This window comes from Citrobacter amalonaticus (assembly GCF_018252635.1).
Classification (GTDB): domain Bacteria; phylum Pseudomonadota; class Gammaproteobacteria; order Enterobacterales; family Enterobacteriaceae; genus Citrobacter_A; species Citrobacter_A amalonaticus_E.
Genome location: NZ_JAGTXM010000002.1, coordinates 1 through 17,224 on the forward strand (window position 1 = coordinate 1; position 17,224 = coordinate 17,224).

Consider the following 17,224-nt stretch of genomic DNA (forward strand, 5'->3'; position numbering starts at 1 on the left):
GCCATAACGCCATGGATGACGGCAAAGACCGTACCTTCCAGCCGTTCGTCGAAGCCAACTGGATCCACAACACGCAGAACTACAGCGTGCAGATGGATGACATCAACAACGACGTGAAAGGCAGCCGCAACATAGGTGAACTGAAAGCTGGTATTGAAGGCCAGTTGACGAAGAACGTCACCCTGTGGGGCAACGTCGCCCAGCAGATTGGCGACAATGGCTACAGCGATACGCAAGGCATGCTGGGGCTGAAATACAGCTTCTAGTCCCTTTCCCCGTGGCGACGCGGGGATTTCTCACAAACCCTGACCTCGTCGGGGTTTGTGTTTTTTGGCAGTAAAGGGATCTTTCAGATTCATCAACAAGTTGCCGGCAATGACAATTGCTTACACTAGCAATGCTATGCTTATTCTGTGCATCTCAACAATGGAGCTGATGATGAAATTTTCCCGAGGAATACTGACAGGCGTCCTGCTGACCGCCTCCCCGCTGGTTTTTGCCGCCCCTGACTCCTGCGAACGCGTCAAGAGTGATATTGAGCAGCGCATCATCAATAACGGCGTGCCGGAGGCCAACTTTACCCTGAGCATCGTGCCAAACGATCAGGCCGATCAGCCGGACTCACAGGTCGTCGGACATTGCGCCAACGACACCCATAAAATTCTCTACACCCGAACCAGCAGTGGTAATGCCCCCGCCAGCACTACGCCGTCTCAGGATGGCGCCAACGCCGAACCGCAGTAATTCCGCCTGTTTTTCCCCCTCCGGCAACGGAGGGTTTTCCTCACATTGATATGGATTAATAACCCCTACTCATTAAGGGGTAAAATTCATGTCTGTTTAGCATGTCTTTGATATCGCTATTAATAATGTTATACAGCGCTCTGTTTGAAGGTGTGGCATTTCCACGACACCTCCCACATCACGTTGATTAAAAAAGAAAATTACGAATGGCTGTTCCCGGACAAGGAAGCAACCAGGTCAATGTTTAACATTAGCAAAGTGAGCAACCATGAAAATCACCACGCCTGAGGCCCTCATGACGGCCAGTATCAGTCGCCGTAGTCTGGTGAAATCATCCGCTATTGGCAGCCTTGCGCTTGCCAGCAGCGCTTTCACCCTCCCGTTCACCCGGATCGCGCGCGCCGCAGACGGCATGACGCCTGCGCCGGTCGAAGAAAAAGCCGTCTGGAGTTCCTGTACCGTGAACTGCGGAAGCCGTTGCCTGCTGCGTCTGCACGTCAAAGATGACACGGTTTACTGGGTGGAATCTGACACCACCGGCAACGATGAGTACGGCAACCATCAGGTTCGCGCCTGCTTACGCGGTCGCTCGATACGTCGACGTATGAATCATCCGGACAGACTGAAATACCCGATGAAACGCGTCGGCAAACGCGGCGAAGGCAAGTTTGAACGCATCACCTGGGATGAAGCGCTCGATACCATCGGCGACAACCTGAAGCGGATTTTAAAAGAGTATGGCAACGAGGCGGTTCACGTGCTGTACGGCACCGGCGTCGACGGCGGAAACATTACCAACTCCAACGTTCCTTACCGTCTGATGAACTCTTGCGGCGGCTACCTCAGTCGTTATGGCAGTTACAGTACCGCGCAAATCAGCGCCGCCATGAGCTACATGTTTGGCAGCAACGATGGCAACAGCCCGGATGACATTGCCAATACGAAACTGGTGGTGATGTTTGGTAACAACCCCGCGGAAACCCGGATGAGCGGCGGCGGCGTTACCTGGTACGTCGAGCAGGCACGCGAACGTTCCAGTGCGCGAATGATTGTGATCGATCCGCGCTATAACGACACCGCAGCCGGGCGCGAAGACGAATGGCTGCCCATCCGCCCCGGTACGGATGGCGCGCTGGCGGCGGCGATCGCCTGGGTGCTGATTACCGAAGATTTGATCGACAAGCCATTCCTCGACAAATATTGCGTCGGTTACGATGAAACCACCCTGCCTGCCGGTGCGCCGCATAACGCGCACTATAAGGCGTACATCCTCGGCGAAGGTCCGGACGGTATTGCTAAAACCCCGGAGTGGGCTTCCCGCATCACCAGTATTCCGGCGGATAAAATTATCCAACTGGCCCGTGAAATTGGCTCGGCGAAACCGGCCTATATCTGCCAGGGCTGGGGGCCTCAGCGTCACTCCAACGGTGAGCAAACCGCGCGAGCTATCGCCATGCTGTCGGTGCTCACCGGTAACGTCGGTATCAACGGCGGCAACTCAGGCGTACGTGAAGGCACCTGGGATCTTGGCGTGGAATGGTTTTCCCTGCTCGAGAATCCAGTGAAAACACAGATCTCCGTATTCACCTGGACCGATGCTATCGATCATGGCACTGAAATGACCGCCACACGCGATGGCGTACGCGGCAAAGATAAGCTGGATGTTCCCATTAAGTTCATGTGGTGCTACGCCAGTAATACGCTGATTAACCAGCACGGCAATATCGCTCATACCCATGATGTGCTACAGGACGACAGCAAGTGCGAAATGATTGTCGGCATCGAACATTTCATGACGGCGTCGGCGAAATACTGTGACATTCTGTTGCCAGATTTAATGCCGACCGAGCAGGAAGATCTGATCTCCCATGAATCCGCCGGCAACATGGGCTATGTGATCCTCGGTCAGCCCGCGACGTCTGCAAAGTTTGAAAGAAAGCCGATCTACTGGATGCTCAGTGAAGTCGCCCGTCGACTCGGCCCGGACGTCTACCAGACGTTCACCGAAGGACGTTCGCAGCATGATTGGGTGAAATACCTGCATGCGAAAACCAAAGAGCGCAATCCGGAAATGCCGGATTATGAAGAGATGAAGCAAACCGGTATCTTCAAGAAAAAATGCCCGGAGGAGCACTATGTCGCCTTCCGCGCGTTCCGTGAAGATCCTGATGCAAACCCGCTGAAAACGCCGTCAGGGAAAATTGAAATTTACTCTGCGCGACTGGCCACCATCGCCAGTACCTGGGAGCTGAAGAAGGACGACATCATCCATCCTCTGCCCGCCTATGCGCCCGGTTTTGACGGCTGGGACGATCCGCTCCGCAAAACGTACCCGCTGCAGCTTACCGGGTTCCACTATAAGGCGCGCACCCACTCCAGTTACGGCAATATTGATGTCCTGCAACAGGCCTGCCCACAGGAGATCTGGATTAACCCGATTGATGCCACGCCCCGCGGTATCCAACACGGCGATACCGTCCGGGTGTTTAACAACAATGGACAAATGCTGATCCCCGCCAAAGTGACGCCACGCATTCTGCCCGGCGTCACGGCCATTGGTCAGGGGGCGTGGCTCAAAGCCGACATGTTTGGCGATCGAATAGACCACGGCGGTTCCATCAACATCCTGACGTCGCACCGCCCTTCGCCGCTGGCCAAAGGCAATCCTTCGCACAGTAATCTTGTTCAGGTTGAAAAGGTCTAAGGAGTAACCGATGACAACCCAGTATGGATTTTTTATTGATTCCAGCCGTTGCACCGGGTGCAAAACCTGCGAACTGGCCTGCAAGGACTACAAAGATTTAACCCCGGACGTCAGCTTCCGCCGCATTTATGAATACGCGGGCGGTGACTGGCAGGAAGACAACGGCGTCTGGCATCAGAACGTGTTTGTCTACTATCTGTCCATTGCCTGTAACCATTGTGAGGATCCGGCCTGTACTAAGGTCTGCCCGAGCGGGGCGATGCACAAACGGGAAGACGGCTTTGTGGTGGTCGATGAAGATGTCTGCATCGGCTGCCGCTATTGCCATATGGCCTGTCCGTACGGCGCGCCGCAGTACAATGCTGCAAAAGGTCACATGACCAAGTGCGATGGCTGTCATGACCGAGTCGCCGACGGTAAGAAACCGATCTGTGTCGAGTCCTGTCCGCTTCGAGCGCTGGATTTTGGTCCCATTGATGAACTGCGTAAGAAGCACGGTGAACTGGCGGCGGTTGCGCCGCTGCCGGGGGCACACTTCACGAAGCCGAGTATTGTGATCAAACCGAATGCCAACAGCCGCCCGACCGGGGATACCACCGGTTATCTGGCGAATCCGAAGGAGGTGTAAAATGGGAAATGGATGGCATGAATGGCCGCTGGTGCTGTTTACGGTACTCGGCCAGTGCGTCGCAGGCGCGCTGATTGTCTGTGGACTTGGCTGGTTTGCGATGAAAGACGACGCCGCCGCCCGGCAGCGCCTGGTCCGCAGCATGTTTTTTCTCTGGCTGGTGATGGGGTTAGGATTCCTGGCCTCTGTCATGCACCTTGGGTCCCCGATGCGAGCATTTAACTCACTCAATCGCATTGGCGCATCCGGGTTGAGCAATGAAATCGCCGCTGGTTCAGTCTTTTTCGCCGTAGGCGGAATCTGGTGGCTGGTCGCCGTTCTGGGTAAAATGCCGCCCGCACTGGGGAAACTGTGGCTACTGGTCAGCATGGTGCTGGGGATCGTCTTCGTCTGGGCGATGACCCGCGTTTACCTGATCGATACCGTGCCGACCTGGTATACTGGCTATACGACGCTGGCGTTCTTTATGACGATGTTGCTCAGCGGCCCGCTGTTCGCGGCATTACTGCTACGGGCATCCCGCGTCACCTTTAATGGAACGCTGTTCGCCAGTATCAGCGTGCTGGCGTTGCTGATCAGCGTGGCGATCGTTGTTCTGCAAGGCATGTCGCTTGCGACAATTCACAGTTCGGTTCAGCAAGCTTCTGCGCTGGTGCCGGATTACGCCTCCTTGCAGGTATGGCGCGTGGTGCTGGTTACTGCCGGCCTGGGCTGCTGGATCTGCCCGCTGGTGCGTCGCAAAACGCCGCACGTCGCCGGGTTGTTGCTGGGGCTACTCCTCGTGCTTGGCGGCGAAATCATTGGCCGTGGCCTGTTTTATGGCCTGCATATGACTGTCGGTATGGCGGTGGCAGGTTAACAAATCCGTGCGGGGTAACCCGCACTATTCAGGATATTTCAGATGACTGATTTTACTCAATGTGATGATTTTGCGATGACCGCACGTGTGCTGGGGGCACTGTTCTACTACGCCCCCGACAGCGCCGAAGCCGCGCCTCTGGTGTCAGCGTTAACCGCTGATGACTGGCAGACGCAATGGCCGCTGGCAGCGGAAACACTGTCCCCGCTGGCAACAGACTTTAAACGCGTCAGCGATGAGTCACTTCCCGAGGCATTCCAGCGCCTGTTTGTCGGGCCGTACGCGTTACCCTCGCCGCCCTGGGGATCGGTCTGGTTAGATCGTGAAAATGTCCTGTTTGGTGAATCAACGCTGGCCCTGCGCCAATGGATGCGCGACAACGGTATTCACGTCGAGGCAGAGCAAAACGAACCCGAAGATCATTTTGGCTCGTTATTGCTGATGGTGGCGTGGCTGGCAGAAAGTGGCCGACACCGTGAATGCGAACAACTGATGGCGTGGCATCTGTTCCCGTGGTCATCCCGCTTTCTCGACGTATTCATTGAGAACGCCGGTCATCCTTTTTACCAGGCTCTTGGTGAGCTGGCTCGCCATACCCTGGCGCGGTGGCAGTCTCAGTTGCTGACGCCAGTCGCCGAAAAGCCACTATTCCGCTAATCCTCTGAAGGCAGGTTTTTCCTGCCTTTTCTGATACCTGCATCACTCTTGATTGTTACAGTGTCACTTTTTTATCGCGTTTTTAAGACAATTCTTTACATACCCTGCTTATCCTTTACGCCATAAGGCCAAATCGCGTTTAGCGATTAATAGTCTGCGAATCTAATTTGCCTGCGCGCTGGAATCCTTCCCGCCCTGTTGCTATAGCTCAAAATACCCTGCCAAACCATGGCATAACAACATGCGACGATTTTTCGCCGCCATAACGCATGCAAACAGGGAGACACACTGCAATGCACACATCCACGTTAACACGCGTGCTGGGCTTGAGTATTGCCATCATTCTGGTACTGGCGCTGCTGGTATGGGGAATTGGCATCGATACCCTCAAATCGCGTCAGGTTGATTTGCTTTATCTCGGTCAACAGCACCTGATTTTAGTCCTTACCTCGATGTTTTTCGCCCTGCTGGTCGGTATTCCAAGCGGTATTTTGCTCAGTCGCCCCGCCGCCCGTGGTATTGCCGAATATGTTATGCAGATTTTCAACATAGGCAACACGCTGCCTCCGCTGGCCGTTCTCGCGCTGGCGATGGTGATTATCGGCATTGGTGACATGCCCGCTATCGTTGCGCTTTTTCTGGCGTCACTGTTGCCAATTGTACGTAATACCTGGGCAGGATTGATTTCTGTGCCGTCGTCGCTGATTGAAGCGGCAAACGGCATCGGTATGACGAAATGGCAGCGGTTGCGTCAGGTAGAAATCCCCAACGCCTGGCCGGTCATGCTTTCCGGGATCCGCATTGCCACCGCGATCAACGTCGGTACGGCCCCGCTGGCGTTCCTGATTGGCGCGAGCAGCTACGGCGAACTGATTTTCCCCGGCATCTATCTTAACGACTTTCCGACATTGATTCTGGGTGCAACCGCCACTGCGCTTTTCGCCCTGATCCTCGACAGTCTGCTCGCCTGGCTTGGGCGTGCCCTGAGCCCGCACACGGCCAGATGACAATGATAAGAACAAGGAGCGCTAAATGAATCTCAAGAAAAAATGGCTGGGATGGTTCGCCGCCGCGCTGTTCATCAGCGTACAGGCCCAGGCGGCCCCCATTATTCTCGCCACCAAGAGTTTTACCGAGCAGCACATTCTCTCGGCAATGACCGTTCAGTATCTGCAAAAAAAGGGATTTCAGGTTCAGCCGCAGACCAATATCGCCACGGTGATCTCGCGTAATGCAATGATCAATAAACAGATTGATATGACGTGGGAGTACACCGGCACCTCGCTGATTATTTTCAACCACATCAATAAGCGCATGAGCCCGCAAGAGTCGTACGACACGGTAAAACGCCTTGATGCCAGAGTGGGACTGGTATGGCTGAAACCGGCAGATATGAACAACACCTACGCCTTCGCCATGCAGCGCAAGCGTGCCGAAGCGGAGAACATCAACACCATGTCAGAGATGGTGGCGAAAATTGAACACATTCGCCAGACCGATCCTGACAACAACTGGCTGCTGGGTCTCGACCTGGAATTTGCCGGGCGTAGCGACGGAATGAAACCGTTGCAGCAGGCCTATCAGATGGATCTCGACCGACCGCAAATCCGCCAGATGGACCCCGGACTGGTTTACAACGCCGTACGCGATGGCTTTGTTGACGCCGGTCTCGTCTATACCACTGACGGGCGTGTGAAAGGTTTTGATCTCAAAGTGCTGGAAGATGATAAGGGCTTCTTCCCAAGTTACGCTGTCACGCCGGTGGTGCGTAAAGATACGCTGGAAGCCCATCCGGGACTAGCGGAAGCGCTCAATACCCTTTCGGCTCAGTTGAACAATGACGTGATCAGTTCGCTGAACGCGAAGGTCGATATCGATCACCAGTCACCCCAGCAGGTTGCTCGCGAATTCCTGCAACAAAAGAATCTGCTGTAAGGAGCGCATATGGATACGATTCACTACATGATGGATAACGCGGGTTATCTGGCAACGCTCACCTTTCAGCATCTGTGGCTGGTGGCGCTGGCGGTTGGGCTGGCGATTATCACTGGCGTGCCGCTGGGGATCCTGATTGTCCGCCATAAATGGCTGGCAACGCCGGTGTTAAGCGTTGCGACGCTGCTGCTGACGATTCCCTCCATCGCTCTGTTCGGATTGATGATCCCCCTGTTTTCGCTGATCGGTCACGGAATTGGCGCACTGCCCGCCATTACCGCCGTGTTTCTTTACTCGTTGCTGCCTATTGTGCGTAACACCCATACCGCGCTGGACAGCCTCCCGCCGGGCTTACGCGAAGCGGGTCGCGGGATTGGCATGACCTTCTGGCAGCGCCTGCGCTGGGTGGAGATCCCGATGGCGTTACCGGTGATTTTCGGCGGTATCCGCACCGCCGTGGTCATGAATATCGGCGTCATGGCGATTGCCGCGGTGATTGGCGCAGGTGGCCTGGGATTACTGTTACTGAACGGCATCGGCGGCAGCGACATTCGCATGCTGATTGCCGGCGCATTGATGATTTGTCTTTTAGCGATTGCACTTGACTGGCTGCTACACCGCCTGCAAGTCGTCCTGACACCGAAGGGGATACGATAATGATAAAACTGGAAAACCTCACCAAACAATTTTCACAGAAAAATGGTCAGCCTTTGAAGGCGGTCGATAACGTCAATCTGAACGTGCCGGAGGGAGAAATGTGCGTTCTGCTGGGGCCGTCCGGCTGCGGTAAAACCACTACCCTTAAGATGATCAACCGCCTGATAGCCCCCAGCAGCGGGAACATTCTGATCAACGGAGAAAACACGGACGGAATGGATACCGTTACGCTGCGCCGCAATATTGGCTATGTGATCCAGCAGATTGGCCTGTTTCCTAATATGACCATTGAAGAAAATATCACCGTCGTTCCCCGCATGCTGGGCTGGGACAAAGCCCGCTGTAAAAGCCGCGCCGAAGAGTTAATGGAGATGGTGGCAATGGATGCGAAGAAGTTTCTGCATCGCTATCCGAAAGAGATGTCCGGCGGTCAGCAACAGCGTATTGGCGTGATTCGCGCCCTGGCAGCGGATCCGCCGGTCCTGCTGATGGATGAACCGTTTGGCGCCGTCGACCCCATCAACCGCGAAGTGATCCAGAATCAGTTCCTTGAGATGCAACGTGCGCTGAAAAAAACCGTGATGCTGGTGAGTCACGATATCGATGAAGCGCTGAAGCTCGGCGATCGCATCGCCGTGTTCCGTCAGGGGCGCATTGTCCAGTGCGCCAGCCCGGATGAACTGCTGGCCAAACCGGCCAACGATTTTGTCGGATCGTTCGTCGGCCAGGACCGCACGCTTAAACGTCTGCTGCTGGTTTCGGCGGGCGACGTGACCGATCAACAGCCCACGCTGACTGCCCAACCGTCCACTTCCTTAAGTGAGGCTTTTGGCATTATGGATGACAACGATATCCGCGCCATTACGGTGGTAGATGGCGAAGGGAAACCGCTGGGCTTTGTGAAACGTCGCGAAGCACGTCAGGCTATCGGTACCTGCGCAGACATCCTTCATCCCTTCCGCATTACCGGTAAAGCCGAAGATAACCTGCGTATTGTGCTCTCCAAACTGTATGAAAGTAATACCAGCTGGATGCCGATCGTTGACGAGGAAGGCCGCTACAACGGCGAGATCTCGCAGGATTATATCGCCGACTATCTCAGTTCCGGACGTACCCGTCGGGCGCTGAACATTCACGAAAACAGCTAAAACAGGTTATTACGCTACAAAAAAACCGGGGAGCGCATTGGCTCCCCGGTTTCACCATCAGGCATATAGTCGTAAATCAAGCCATAATTCTATCTACCGACAGCACGCTACCCAGCATGGACAGGCGAATGTACTGTCCCAGTTCGCGTTGTTCGGCACGCGGTAAATAAGGCAGTTCGCCAATCAATGGTGCCGGCAGTTTTTTGCTCAGCACATCGATAATCTCGGCGTAATGCGCCAGTCCCGGATTGATACGGTTAGCGACCCAACCGATCAGCGGTAAGCCGTCGTTGGCGATCGCCTGGGCTGTCAACAGCGCATGGTTAATACAGCCTTCCTGAATACCCACCACCATCAACACCGGTAACTGCTCCTGCACCACCCACTCGGACAACGGACGCAGATCGTTCATCAGACTGCGCCAGCCGCCTGTGCCTTCAACCACGACGTGATCAACCTTTTCGCTCAGGCTAGCCAGCCCGTTAGACAGTAAGGTGTAATTAATCGGGCCACTGTGGGCTACGCTACTTTCATCTTCGCTTAGGGCGATGGGATTAACCGACTCATAGGGTAACTCCAGCGTCGACACGCTTTGCAGCACCAGCGCATCTCTGTTACGCAATCCTTCAGGCGTCTCTTTACTGCTCTTCGCAACCGGTTTATATCCCGCGACGCTTTTACCTCCCGACGCTAACGCTTGCAGCAATGCGCGGGAAACAACCGTCTTCCCAACAGAAGTGTCTGTACCTGTAATAAAGAAACGCTTCAGCATCACCAACTCCACCGTTATGCTTCGAAAATATAAGCCAGGAAAATAATACAGTGGGGAAAGTCTAAGGTATGCCAGGTGGAATCAGCTTGAGTTAGCGCAATTTTTGGTAGAACAGTGAAAAAATGTTAACCCTGTAATAGACGAATCAACAAAGAACCGTTATACATCGCGTCTTTTACCAGCGCGGCTCCCGCCATTGTCCCCTGATTAGAGAACTGTGTGCTCTCAACGACCATATTCTTGCTGTAGGCCGGTAACGCCTGCTGGCGGATGCTGTCCGCAATTGCCGGGAACAACACGTCCGCCGCGTTGTTGAGGGGCGATCCAATCAGGATTTTTTGCGGATTAAACAGATTGACCATAATGGCGAGGATACGTCCGACGTGGGTTCCCACGCCGCTAATGATGTCTTTTGCCAGTAAATCACCCTGTATCGCCGCCTGACACAGCGAATCAACCGTCAGCGGCTGGCCGTGGAGCGAGGAACTCATGGACTGTGCCAGGCGCAGTTGTGCCAGTTCCAGTACGCTTTCAACGCTGGCGATGGTCTCCAGGCAGCCGTGGTTGCCGCAGTAGCAGCGTTTTCCGTAAGGATCGACCTGAGTATGGCCTATCTCCACCAGGCTGCTGCTACCTGCATGCAGTAAATGACCGTCTGTGATCACCCCGGCACCAACGTTATGATCGATAACCACCTGAATCACATCGCGTGCACCGCGGGACGCGCCAAACAGCGCCTCTGCCATGGTCCAGGCGCTGATATCATGCTGAATGTAGACCGGCACGCCGGTATGCTGCGCCAGCGTCTCGCCGAGCGGCATCTCTTTCACATCGGCATAAAACGGCATGCGATGCACGATCCCGTTCTCGGTATCGATAATGCCGGGTAAGGTAATGGCAATTGAGGTCAGACGTTCGAGTTTCTGCTGATGGCGAATAAAAAATTGATCGACCAGCGTGACAATACGCGCCAGCAGGGGCGTCTCATCGTTGAGCGGCAGTTCAAGACACTCTTCTACCACCAGCTTGCTGCTGAGGTCGCGCAGGGCGAGAAAGATTTCTCCACGACTGATACGAAGAGACAGATAGTGCCAGGCTTCCGTTTCCACCACCAGCCCCACCGCCGGGCGTCCGCGACTGCCCGCTTCTTTAATTTCCAGTTCCTGAACCAAATGCGCTTCAAGCATTTCACGCACGATCTTCGTGATACTGGCGGGTGCCAGTTGCGCAAGACGTGAAAGATCAATACGCGATACCGGTCCCAGCTGATCAATCAGGCGATAAACCGCCCCCGCATTGGTCTGCTTTATTTGATCGATGTGCCCAGGCTGACTATCAGCAACCACCTCTGACTCCCTTTATTTTCGCGCTCCGAAATAATCTGCGGGCTATGGTGAAGCACTTCAATACACAACGTCAACTTTTTACTTAGCCGTGTGATTAACTGCACATTTTCAGTCGTTATTAAATTAATTTAAGCACTCCTGACGGCCTGAATTAACTGCTGACGAAAACGTAGCGCCGCCTGACTCGGTTCGTGATGCGCTGACCAGACCAGCCACATTTCCGAGACGGCATCTTCTTCCGCAATGGGTACCCAACACATCTCATTAAGCTGCACTTTTTTAAATGAGGCCGGAAGTATCGACACCCCTAAGCCAGCGGCGACCAGCCCAATGATTGTCATTGCCTCCCCCACCTCCTGGGTAATCACCGGCGTCAACTGGTAGCGGCGCATCATGCCAAGGATATCATCATAAAGACCGGTTCCGACGTGCGGATCGAAGAAAACAAACGGTTCTTTCGCCAGTTCGGCCAGCGTCACCACTGGCTTTTGCGAAAGCGGAAAAACCCGGGGGATCATCGCCATCAACGGTTCATGCAAAATCACTTCATGGTGCAAGCTTTCCGGCAGCGGGGTATTGCGCATCAGGCCCAAATCCAGCGCCCCTTCGCTCAGCGGCGCCAGTTGTTCGCGGGTATTCATCTCGCGGGTCTGCAAATGCATGTCCGGGTATTTCTGGCGAAACAGCGACAGGGTATCCGACACCGCGCGGATAAACGGCGCAGACGAGGTAAAACCGATGCGCAGTTCTCCAGCCTCCCCCTGATGCAGGCGTTCCGCACGGGCGGCGGCATCATTGACCAGTCCGAGGATCTGTCGACTGTCTGCGAGAAATTGCTTACCCGCAGCGGTCAGGGCGACGCTCCGGTTAGTTCGCGCAAGCAGACGCGCGCCAACCTGCTGTTCAAGCATTTGTATTTGCTGACTCAGCGGCGGCTGCGACATATTCAGACGGGCCGCAGCGCGCCCAAAGTGCAATTCTTCCGCCACGGCAACAAAGTAACGAAGGTGACGCAGTTCAATATTCATATTTTTAAAGTATTATTTGAGACTATTAATATATTAGACAGAATAATGAGATTTTCCTACTCTATTCAATAAGGTTATGCCCGTCCCCTCAAAACACGGGTTTGTTGCGCAAGGATTTCCAGTGAGTCGTACTACTACAGTCAATGACGCGACGGCGAGCGATATTGACGACCAACGCATTTCTCAGCCGGTTCAGTTTATTCAACGCGGTACTTCTGCCTTTATGCGCGTCACGCTGGCGCTTTTTTCTGCCGGACTGGCAACGTTCGCCCTGCTGTACTGCGTCCAGCCTATTCTGCCGGTGTTGTCTCATGAATTTGGCGTTTCTCCCGCCAGTAGCAGTATTTCACTGTCAATCTCCACAGGAATGCTAGCCGTCGGCCTGTTATTTACCGGCCCATTGTCGGATGCCATCGGGCGCAAGCCGGTGATGGTGACCGCGTTGCTGCTCGCCTCCTGCTGCACGTTGCTCTCGACGATGATGACCAGTTGGCACGGTATTCTGGTAATGCGTGCGCTGATTGGCCTTTCGCTTAGCGGCGTGGCGGCGGTCGGGATGACCTATCTTAGCGAGGAGATCCACCCCAGTTTTGTCGCGTTCTCTATGGGGTTGTACATCAGTGGTAACTCGATTGGCGGGATGAGCGGACGTCTGATTAGCGGCGTGTTTACCGATTTCTTTAGCTGGCGCATTGCGCTGGCTGCCATTGGCTGTTTCGCGTTAGCGTCAGCCCTGATGTTCTGGAAAATTTTGCCGGAATCACGCCACTTCCGTCCCACGTCGCTGCGCCCCAAAACGCTGTTCATTAACTTCCGACTCCACTGGCGTGACCAGGGACTGCCGCTGCTGTTTGCCGAAGGTTTTCTGCTGATGGGGTCATTTGTCACTCTGTTTAACTACATCGGCTATCGTCTGATGCTTTCACCGTGGGAGCTCAGCCAGGCCGTGGTTGGCTTGCTTTCCGTCGCTTATCTGACCGGCACCTGGAGTTCGCCAAAGGCCGGTTCGATGACGGTCCGTTACGGACGCGGCCCGGTGATGCTCTTTTCCACCGCCGTGATGCTGTTCGGCCTGTTAATGACGTTGTTCAGTTCGCTGTGGTTGATTTTCGCCGGCATGCTGCTCTTCTCGGCCGGATTCTTTGGCGCGCATTCGGTGGCCAGTAGTTGGATTGGCCCGCGTGCGCGCCGCGCCAAAGGCCAGGCCTCTTCGCTGTATCTGTTCAGTTATTATCTGGGATCCAGTATCGCCGGTACGCTCGGCGGGGTGTTCTGGCATAGCTATGGCTGGAACGGCGTCGGGGGATTTATCGCGATTATGCTGGTACTGGCTATTCTGGTCGGCACACGACTGCATCATCGTCTTCACGTCTAGTCTGAAAGAAAAGCCCGGGCTTACCGGGCTTCTCGCCTCTCGACCAACAGTGGTTACCACATTCCTAAGATTGATGAATACCCCATCAATTCTCTGACGGCATCCAGTGCCAGAAGAGCAAAGACAACCCAGTGGAGTGGATTCATTTTGCTGTGTGTGCTTATTTTTATTAGACGGGTACGATGTTCCCGCTGGTTACTATAAAAAAGGCTATCGATAAACATAACTACCCATTATGGTGGGGACACTCAACCTGCCTGTTACGTCGAAGAGGTTACATGGATAACAAAAACTATCAACAACTTACCCGCACCTTCCTGCGACTCTCCCGCTTCTCTCATCTGTCCGCCATCGCCAGTTGGGATATGTTCGCAATGATGCCCCCTGGCGGCAGTGCGGCGCGTGGCGAAGCGCTGGCGGAACTGAGCGTGCTGGAGCACCAAATCCTGACCGAACCGAAAGTGGCGCAATGGCTTGCCGCTGCCGCACAGGAGGATCTCAATGATGTGGAGCAGGCCAACCTGCGAGAAATGACGCGATTGCATACCCAGGCCGCATTGTTACCGGAGTCGTTGGTGGAGGCCAAATCTCTCGCCGGCAGTCGCTGCGAACACGCCTGGCGCAGCCAGCGTCCCGCCAACGACTGGCAGGGATTTTCCGCCAATCTGCGCGAAGTGGTGAAACTCAGTCGCGAAGAGGCCAGACTGCGTGCGCAAGTCAAAGGCGGCTCGTTATATGACGCGCTACTGGATATTTATGAGCCGGAAATGACCAGCGCACAGCTGGACAGACTGTTTGCCGATCTCAAATCGTGGCTGCCGGATCTGCTCAACCGCGTGGTTGCCCGCCAGTCACAGCAGGCGCTGATTGCCCCTGTCGGCCCTTTCCCGACAGCCGTTCAGCGCGAACTGGGGCTGGAGACAATGTCTGTGCTCGGTTTCGATTTTAACGCCGGTCGCCTCGACATCAGCGCACATCCGTTTTGCGGCGGCGTACCGGAAGATGTGCGAATCACAACGCGTTATGACGAAAACGAATTACTCAGCGCCCTGTTTGGCGTGATCCACGAAACCGGACACGCCCGCTACGAGCAAAACCTGCCGCGTAACTGGCTGGGTCAGCCTGTCGCCCTCGCCCGTTCCACCGCGATCCACGAATCCCAGAGCCTGTTTTTCGAAATGCAGGTCGGTCGCAGCAACGCGTTTTTAAAGCGGTTGCTCCCCGCCGTGAAGCGTCATTTTGGCGATCAGGCAGCCTTTGAAGAGCAAAACTTCATCGCCTGGAACCAGCGGGTGAAACCCGGCTATATCCGCGTGGATGCCGATGAAGTCAGCTACCCGGCGCACGTGATCCTGCGTTATGAGATTGAGCGGGCTTTGATTAATGGCGATATCGAAGTAGACGATATTCCGGCGCTGTGGGACGAAAAAATGCAGGCATGGCTGGGGATCTCGACTAAAGGGAACTATCGCGACGGCTGCATGCAGGATATTCACTGGACCGACGGCGGGTTTGGTTACTTCCCCTCTTACACGTTGGGTGCGATGTACGCTGCACAGTTGTTCAGCGTCGCGAATCGCGCATTACCGGATCTTAGTCAGCAGATTGCCGGCGGCGATTTCAGCGCGTTGTTCGACTGGCTGCGACAAAACATCTGGCAGCACGGCAGTCGCTATACCACGACGCAGTTAATCACCCAGGCCACGGGAGAGGCCCTGAGCAGCCGTCATTTCCGCGCTCACCTGGAATCTCGCTATCTGTAAATCACCTCGCCGGGCCGCTGTGCCCGGCATTGTACATATCGTTACACGCCGAAACCAATGACTCACGGAAGCACTCATCACCCGGCGATATAGTTATTTCAACGGCCCCGCAGTGGGGTTGAATGAAAAACCAAATCGAGGGTATGAGAATGAAAAAAGTATTAGCTCTGGTTGTTGCCGCTGCTATGGGTCTGTCTTCTGCTGCGTTTGCGGCTGACACTACATCAACTGCACCGGCTGCGGCGCCTGTCGCGAAATCGGCCCCGGCAAAAACCACGCAGCACAAAAAACATCACAAAGCGACCACCCAGAAAGCGCCAGAGCAAAAAGCGCAGGCTGCTAAAAAACACCCGAAAAAAGCCAAAGCAACAGCTGAGCAAAAAGCGCCGGAACAAAAAGCGCAAGCCGCTAAAAAGCACACCAAAAAACACAGCCAAAAGCCGGCTGCTAAGCCCGCCGCTCAACCTGCAGCCTAAGTTCTGAAACGGTAAACTGGCGCGCCCCCTCGCGCCATTATTCAACGGCGCTGAACGCTTTCCCGGTTTAGCGCCGTCTTTTTCGGAGGGTAACATGGTGCGCCGTTATCGCTTTGAGTTCATCCTTATCACGCTTATTTTATGTGCCCTCATTGCCGCCCGCTTTTATCTTTCCTGATCGTAGTACGCTGATTTTGCTCTCACTTTCCTGCCGTTACGTCTATAGTAATTACTGAGGGTTTTCTTTTAATAATCATAATTACCCACACAGAGTGTGATATGCGTAAAACCGTTGCTGTATTACTGGGTTCGTTGTGCTTTTCATCGGGTATTGCGCATGCGGATAAGCCTGACGATGATACCGGGACCAGTGAAGTGAAAACGTTATTTTTTGGTCAGGACGATCGCGCGCCGGTAAGCGATCCTACCCAATCGCCATGGGATGCCATCGGGCAACTGGAAACCGCCAGTGGTAACCTCTGCACCGCGACGCTCATCTCCCCGCATCTGGCGCTCACTGCCGGACATTGCTTACTAACGCCGCCCAGAGGGAAACCGGATAAAGCCGTAGTCCTGCGTTTTGTCTCCAAAAAAGGGCTCTGGCGTTATGAAATTCACGGTATTGAAGGACGGGTGGATCCCGGTCTGGGAAAACGACTGAAGCCCGATGGCGACGGCTGGATTGTGCCGCCCGCAGCCGCACCGTGGGATTTTGGCCTGATCGTTCTGCGCTATCCCCCTTCCGGTATCACGCCGTTACCGCTCTTTGAAGGCGATAAAGCGGCACTGACCGCCGCACTCAAAGAGGCCGGACGCAAGGTCACGCAGTCTGGGTATCCGGAAGATCATCTGGATACGCTCTATTCTCATCAGGATTGTATTGTCACCGGTTGGGCGCAAAATGCGGTGTTATCGCACCAGTGTGACACGCTGCCGGGCGACAGCGGTTCACCGCTGATGCTGAAAACCGAGGCGGGTTGGCAGTTAATCGGTGTTCAGAGTTCCGCCCCGGCGGCAAAAGATCGCTGGCGCGCAGACAACCGGGCGATCTCGGTGACGGGATTTCGGGAAAAACTGGATGCGCTGTCCGGGGAGCAATAAGGCGCATCGTGCTGCCCGCAACAGGCGGGCA

General features: G+C 54.8%; 19 protein-coding genes. 15 read left to right on the plus strand and 4 right to left on the minus strand.

Translation table 11 applies throughout. The features are described from left to right. The 10 genes from KE671_RS04465 to osmV all read left to right on the plus strand — a co-directional run. On the plus strand, nucleotides 1-266 hold a 266-nt coding region (locus tag KE671_RS04465), incomplete at its 5' end, for an autotransporter outer membrane beta-barrel domain-containing protein (protein WP_206161921.1). Between the two features lie 172 nt (nucleotides 267-438). Beyond that, complete coding sequence (locus tag KE671_RS04470) at nucleotides 439-744, plus strand: DUF1161 domain-containing protein (RefSeq protein ID WP_206162753.1); 306 nt, start codon at nucleotides 439-441, stop codon at nucleotides 742-744. Nucleotides 745-1,012: 268 nt separating this feature from the next. Next, nucleotides 1,013-3,448 carry a selenate/tellurate reductase subunit YnfF gene (ynfF, locus tag KE671_RS04475; RefSeq protein ID WP_206161922.1) on the plus strand — a complete coding sequence of 812 codons (2,436 nt, stop codon included), beginning with the start codon at nucleotides 1,013-1,015 and terminating at the stop codon, nucleotides 3,446-3,448. A gap of 10 nt (nucleotides 3,449-3,458) precedes the next feature. Beyond that, nucleotides 3,459-4,076, plus strand: coding sequence for a dimethylsulfoxide reductase iron-sulfur subunit DmsB (gene dmsB, locus KE671_RS04480; protein ID WP_206161923.1), 618 nt, complete (start codon nucleotides 3,459-3,461; stop codon nucleotides 4,074-4,076). 1 nt (nucleotide 4,077) lies between these two features. Continuing rightward, nucleotides 4,078-4,935 carry a dimethyl sulfoxide reductase anchor subunit family protein gene (locus KE671_RS04485; protein WP_206161924.1) on the plus strand — a complete coding sequence of 286 codons (858 nt, stop codon included), beginning with the start codon at nucleotides 4,078-4,080 and terminating at the stop codon, nucleotides 4,933-4,935. Between the two features lie 42 nt (nucleotides 4,936-4,977). Next, nucleotides 4,978-5,592, plus strand: coding sequence for a Tat proofreading chaperone DmsD (dmsD, locus tag KE671_RS04490; RefSeq protein ID WP_206161925.1), 615 nt, complete (start codon nucleotides 4,978-4,980; stop codon nucleotides 5,590-5,592). A gap of 293 nt (nucleotides 5,593-5,885) precedes the next feature. Beyond that, nucleotides 5,886-6,599, plus strand: coding sequence for an ABC transporter permease (gene osmY / locus KE671_RS04495; RefSeq protein WP_206161926.1), 714 nt, complete (start codon nucleotides 5,886-5,888; stop codon nucleotides 6,597-6,599). A gap of 25 nt (nucleotides 6,600-6,624) precedes the next feature. Further along, nucleotides 6,625-7,527 carry a glycine betaine ABC transporter substrate-binding protein gene (gene osmX, locus KE671_RS04500; protein ID WP_206161927.1) on the plus strand — a complete coding sequence of 301 codons (903 nt, stop codon included), beginning with the start codon at nucleotides 6,625-6,627 and terminating at the stop codon, nucleotides 7,525-7,527. 9 nt (nucleotides 7,528-7,536) lie between these two features. Beyond that, nucleotides 7,537-8,184: an ABC transporter permease gene (gene osmW / locus KE671_RS04505; RefSeq protein WP_206161928.1), complete on the plus strand. Its 648-nt coding sequence runs from the start codon at nucleotides 7,537-7,539 to the stop codon at nucleotides 8,182-8,184. Next, nucleotides 8,184-9,332 (plus strand): osmoprotectant ABC transporter ATP-binding protein OsmV, encoded by a 1,149-nt coding sequence (gene osmV / locus KE671_RS04510; protein WP_206161929.1) that lies wholly within the window; start codon nucleotides 8,184-8,186, stop codon nucleotides 9,330-9,332. Before osmW ends, osmV begins: the two co-directional genes overlap by 1 nt. Before the next feature lie 76 nt (nucleotides 9,333-9,408). Here osmV and bioD read toward each other — a convergent pair whose 3' ends face one another. The 3 genes from bioD to KE671_RS04525 all read right to left on the minus strand — a co-directional run bounded on the left by bioD (nucleotide 9,409) and on the right by KE671_RS04525 (nucleotide 12,478). After that, nucleotides 9,409-10,104 (minus strand): dethiobiotin synthase, encoded by a 696-nt coding sequence (gene bioD / locus KE671_RS04515; RefSeq protein WP_206161930.1) that lies wholly within the window; start codon nucleotides 10,102-10,104, stop codon nucleotides 9,409-9,411. A gap of 125 nt (nucleotides 10,105-10,229) precedes the next feature. Beyond that, nucleotides 10,230-11,450: a sugar metabolism global transcriptional regulator Mlc gene (gene mlc, locus KE671_RS04520; RefSeq protein WP_206161931.1), complete on the minus strand. Its 1,221-nt coding sequence runs from the start codon at nucleotides 11,448-11,450 to the stop codon at nucleotides 10,230-10,232. A gap of 128 nt (nucleotides 11,451-11,578) precedes the next feature. Continuing rightward, a complete protein-coding gene (locus KE671_RS04525) occupies nucleotides 11,579-12,478 on the minus strand; it encodes a LysR family transcriptional regulator (RefSeq protein ID WP_206161932.1) in 900 nt (299 codons plus the stop codon). A gap of 121 nt (nucleotides 12,479-12,599) precedes the next feature. Here KE671_RS04525 and KE671_RS04530 point away from each other — a divergent pair, with 121 nt between their 5' ends. Continuing rightward, the gene (locus KE671_RS04530; RefSeq protein WP_206161933.1) at nucleotides 12,600-13,853 is read left to right on the plus strand and encodes an MFS transporter; all 1,254 of its coding nucleotides are present in this window, start codon (nucleotides 12,600-12,602) and stop codon (nucleotides 13,851-13,853) included. Nucleotides 13,854-13,906: 53 nt separating this feature from the next. On the opposite strand, the gene KE671_RS23040 is transcribed toward KE671_RS04530, so the two are convergent. After that, complete coding sequence (locus tag KE671_RS23040; RefSeq protein ID WP_211986780.1) at nucleotides 13,907-14,077, minus strand: KPN_01571 family protein; 171 nt, start codon at nucleotides 14,075-14,077, stop codon at nucleotides 13,907-13,909. A gap of 54 nt (nucleotides 14,078-14,131) precedes the next feature. On the opposite strand from KE671_RS23040, the gene KE671_RS04540 reads away from it, so the two are divergent. The 4 genes from KE671_RS04540 to KE671_RS04555 all read left to right on the plus strand — a co-directional run bounded on the left by KE671_RS04540 (nucleotide 14,132) and on the right by KE671_RS04555 (nucleotide 17,193). Then, on the plus strand, nucleotides 14,132-15,616 hold the full coding sequence (locus tag KE671_RS04540; RefSeq protein ID WP_206161934.1) for a carboxypeptidase M32: 1,485 nt from the start codon (nucleotides 14,132-14,134) through the stop codon (nucleotides 15,614-15,616). 149 nt (nucleotides 15,617-15,765) lie between these two features. Continuing rightward, nucleotides 15,766-16,092: an acid resistance repetitive basic protein Asr gene (gene asr / locus KE671_RS04545; protein WP_206162754.1), complete on the plus strand. Its 327-nt coding sequence runs from the start codon at nucleotides 15,766-15,768 to the stop codon at nucleotides 16,090-16,092. A 94-nt stretch (nucleotides 16,093-16,186) separates the two neighbouring features. Continuing rightward, on the plus strand, nucleotides 16,187-16,270 hold the full coding sequence (locus KE671_RS04550) for a hypothetical protein (RefSeq protein ID WP_099434124.1): 84 nt from the start codon (nucleotides 16,187-16,189) through the stop codon (nucleotides 16,268-16,270). 101 nt (nucleotides 16,271-16,371) lie between these two features. Continuing rightward, the gene (locus KE671_RS04555) at nucleotides 16,372-17,193 is read left to right on the plus strand and encodes a trypsin-like serine peptidase (protein ID WP_206161935.1); all 822 of its coding nucleotides are present in this window, start codon (nucleotides 16,372-16,374) and stop codon (nucleotides 17,191-17,193) included. Nucleotides 17,194-17,224: the final 31 nt, after the last annotated feature.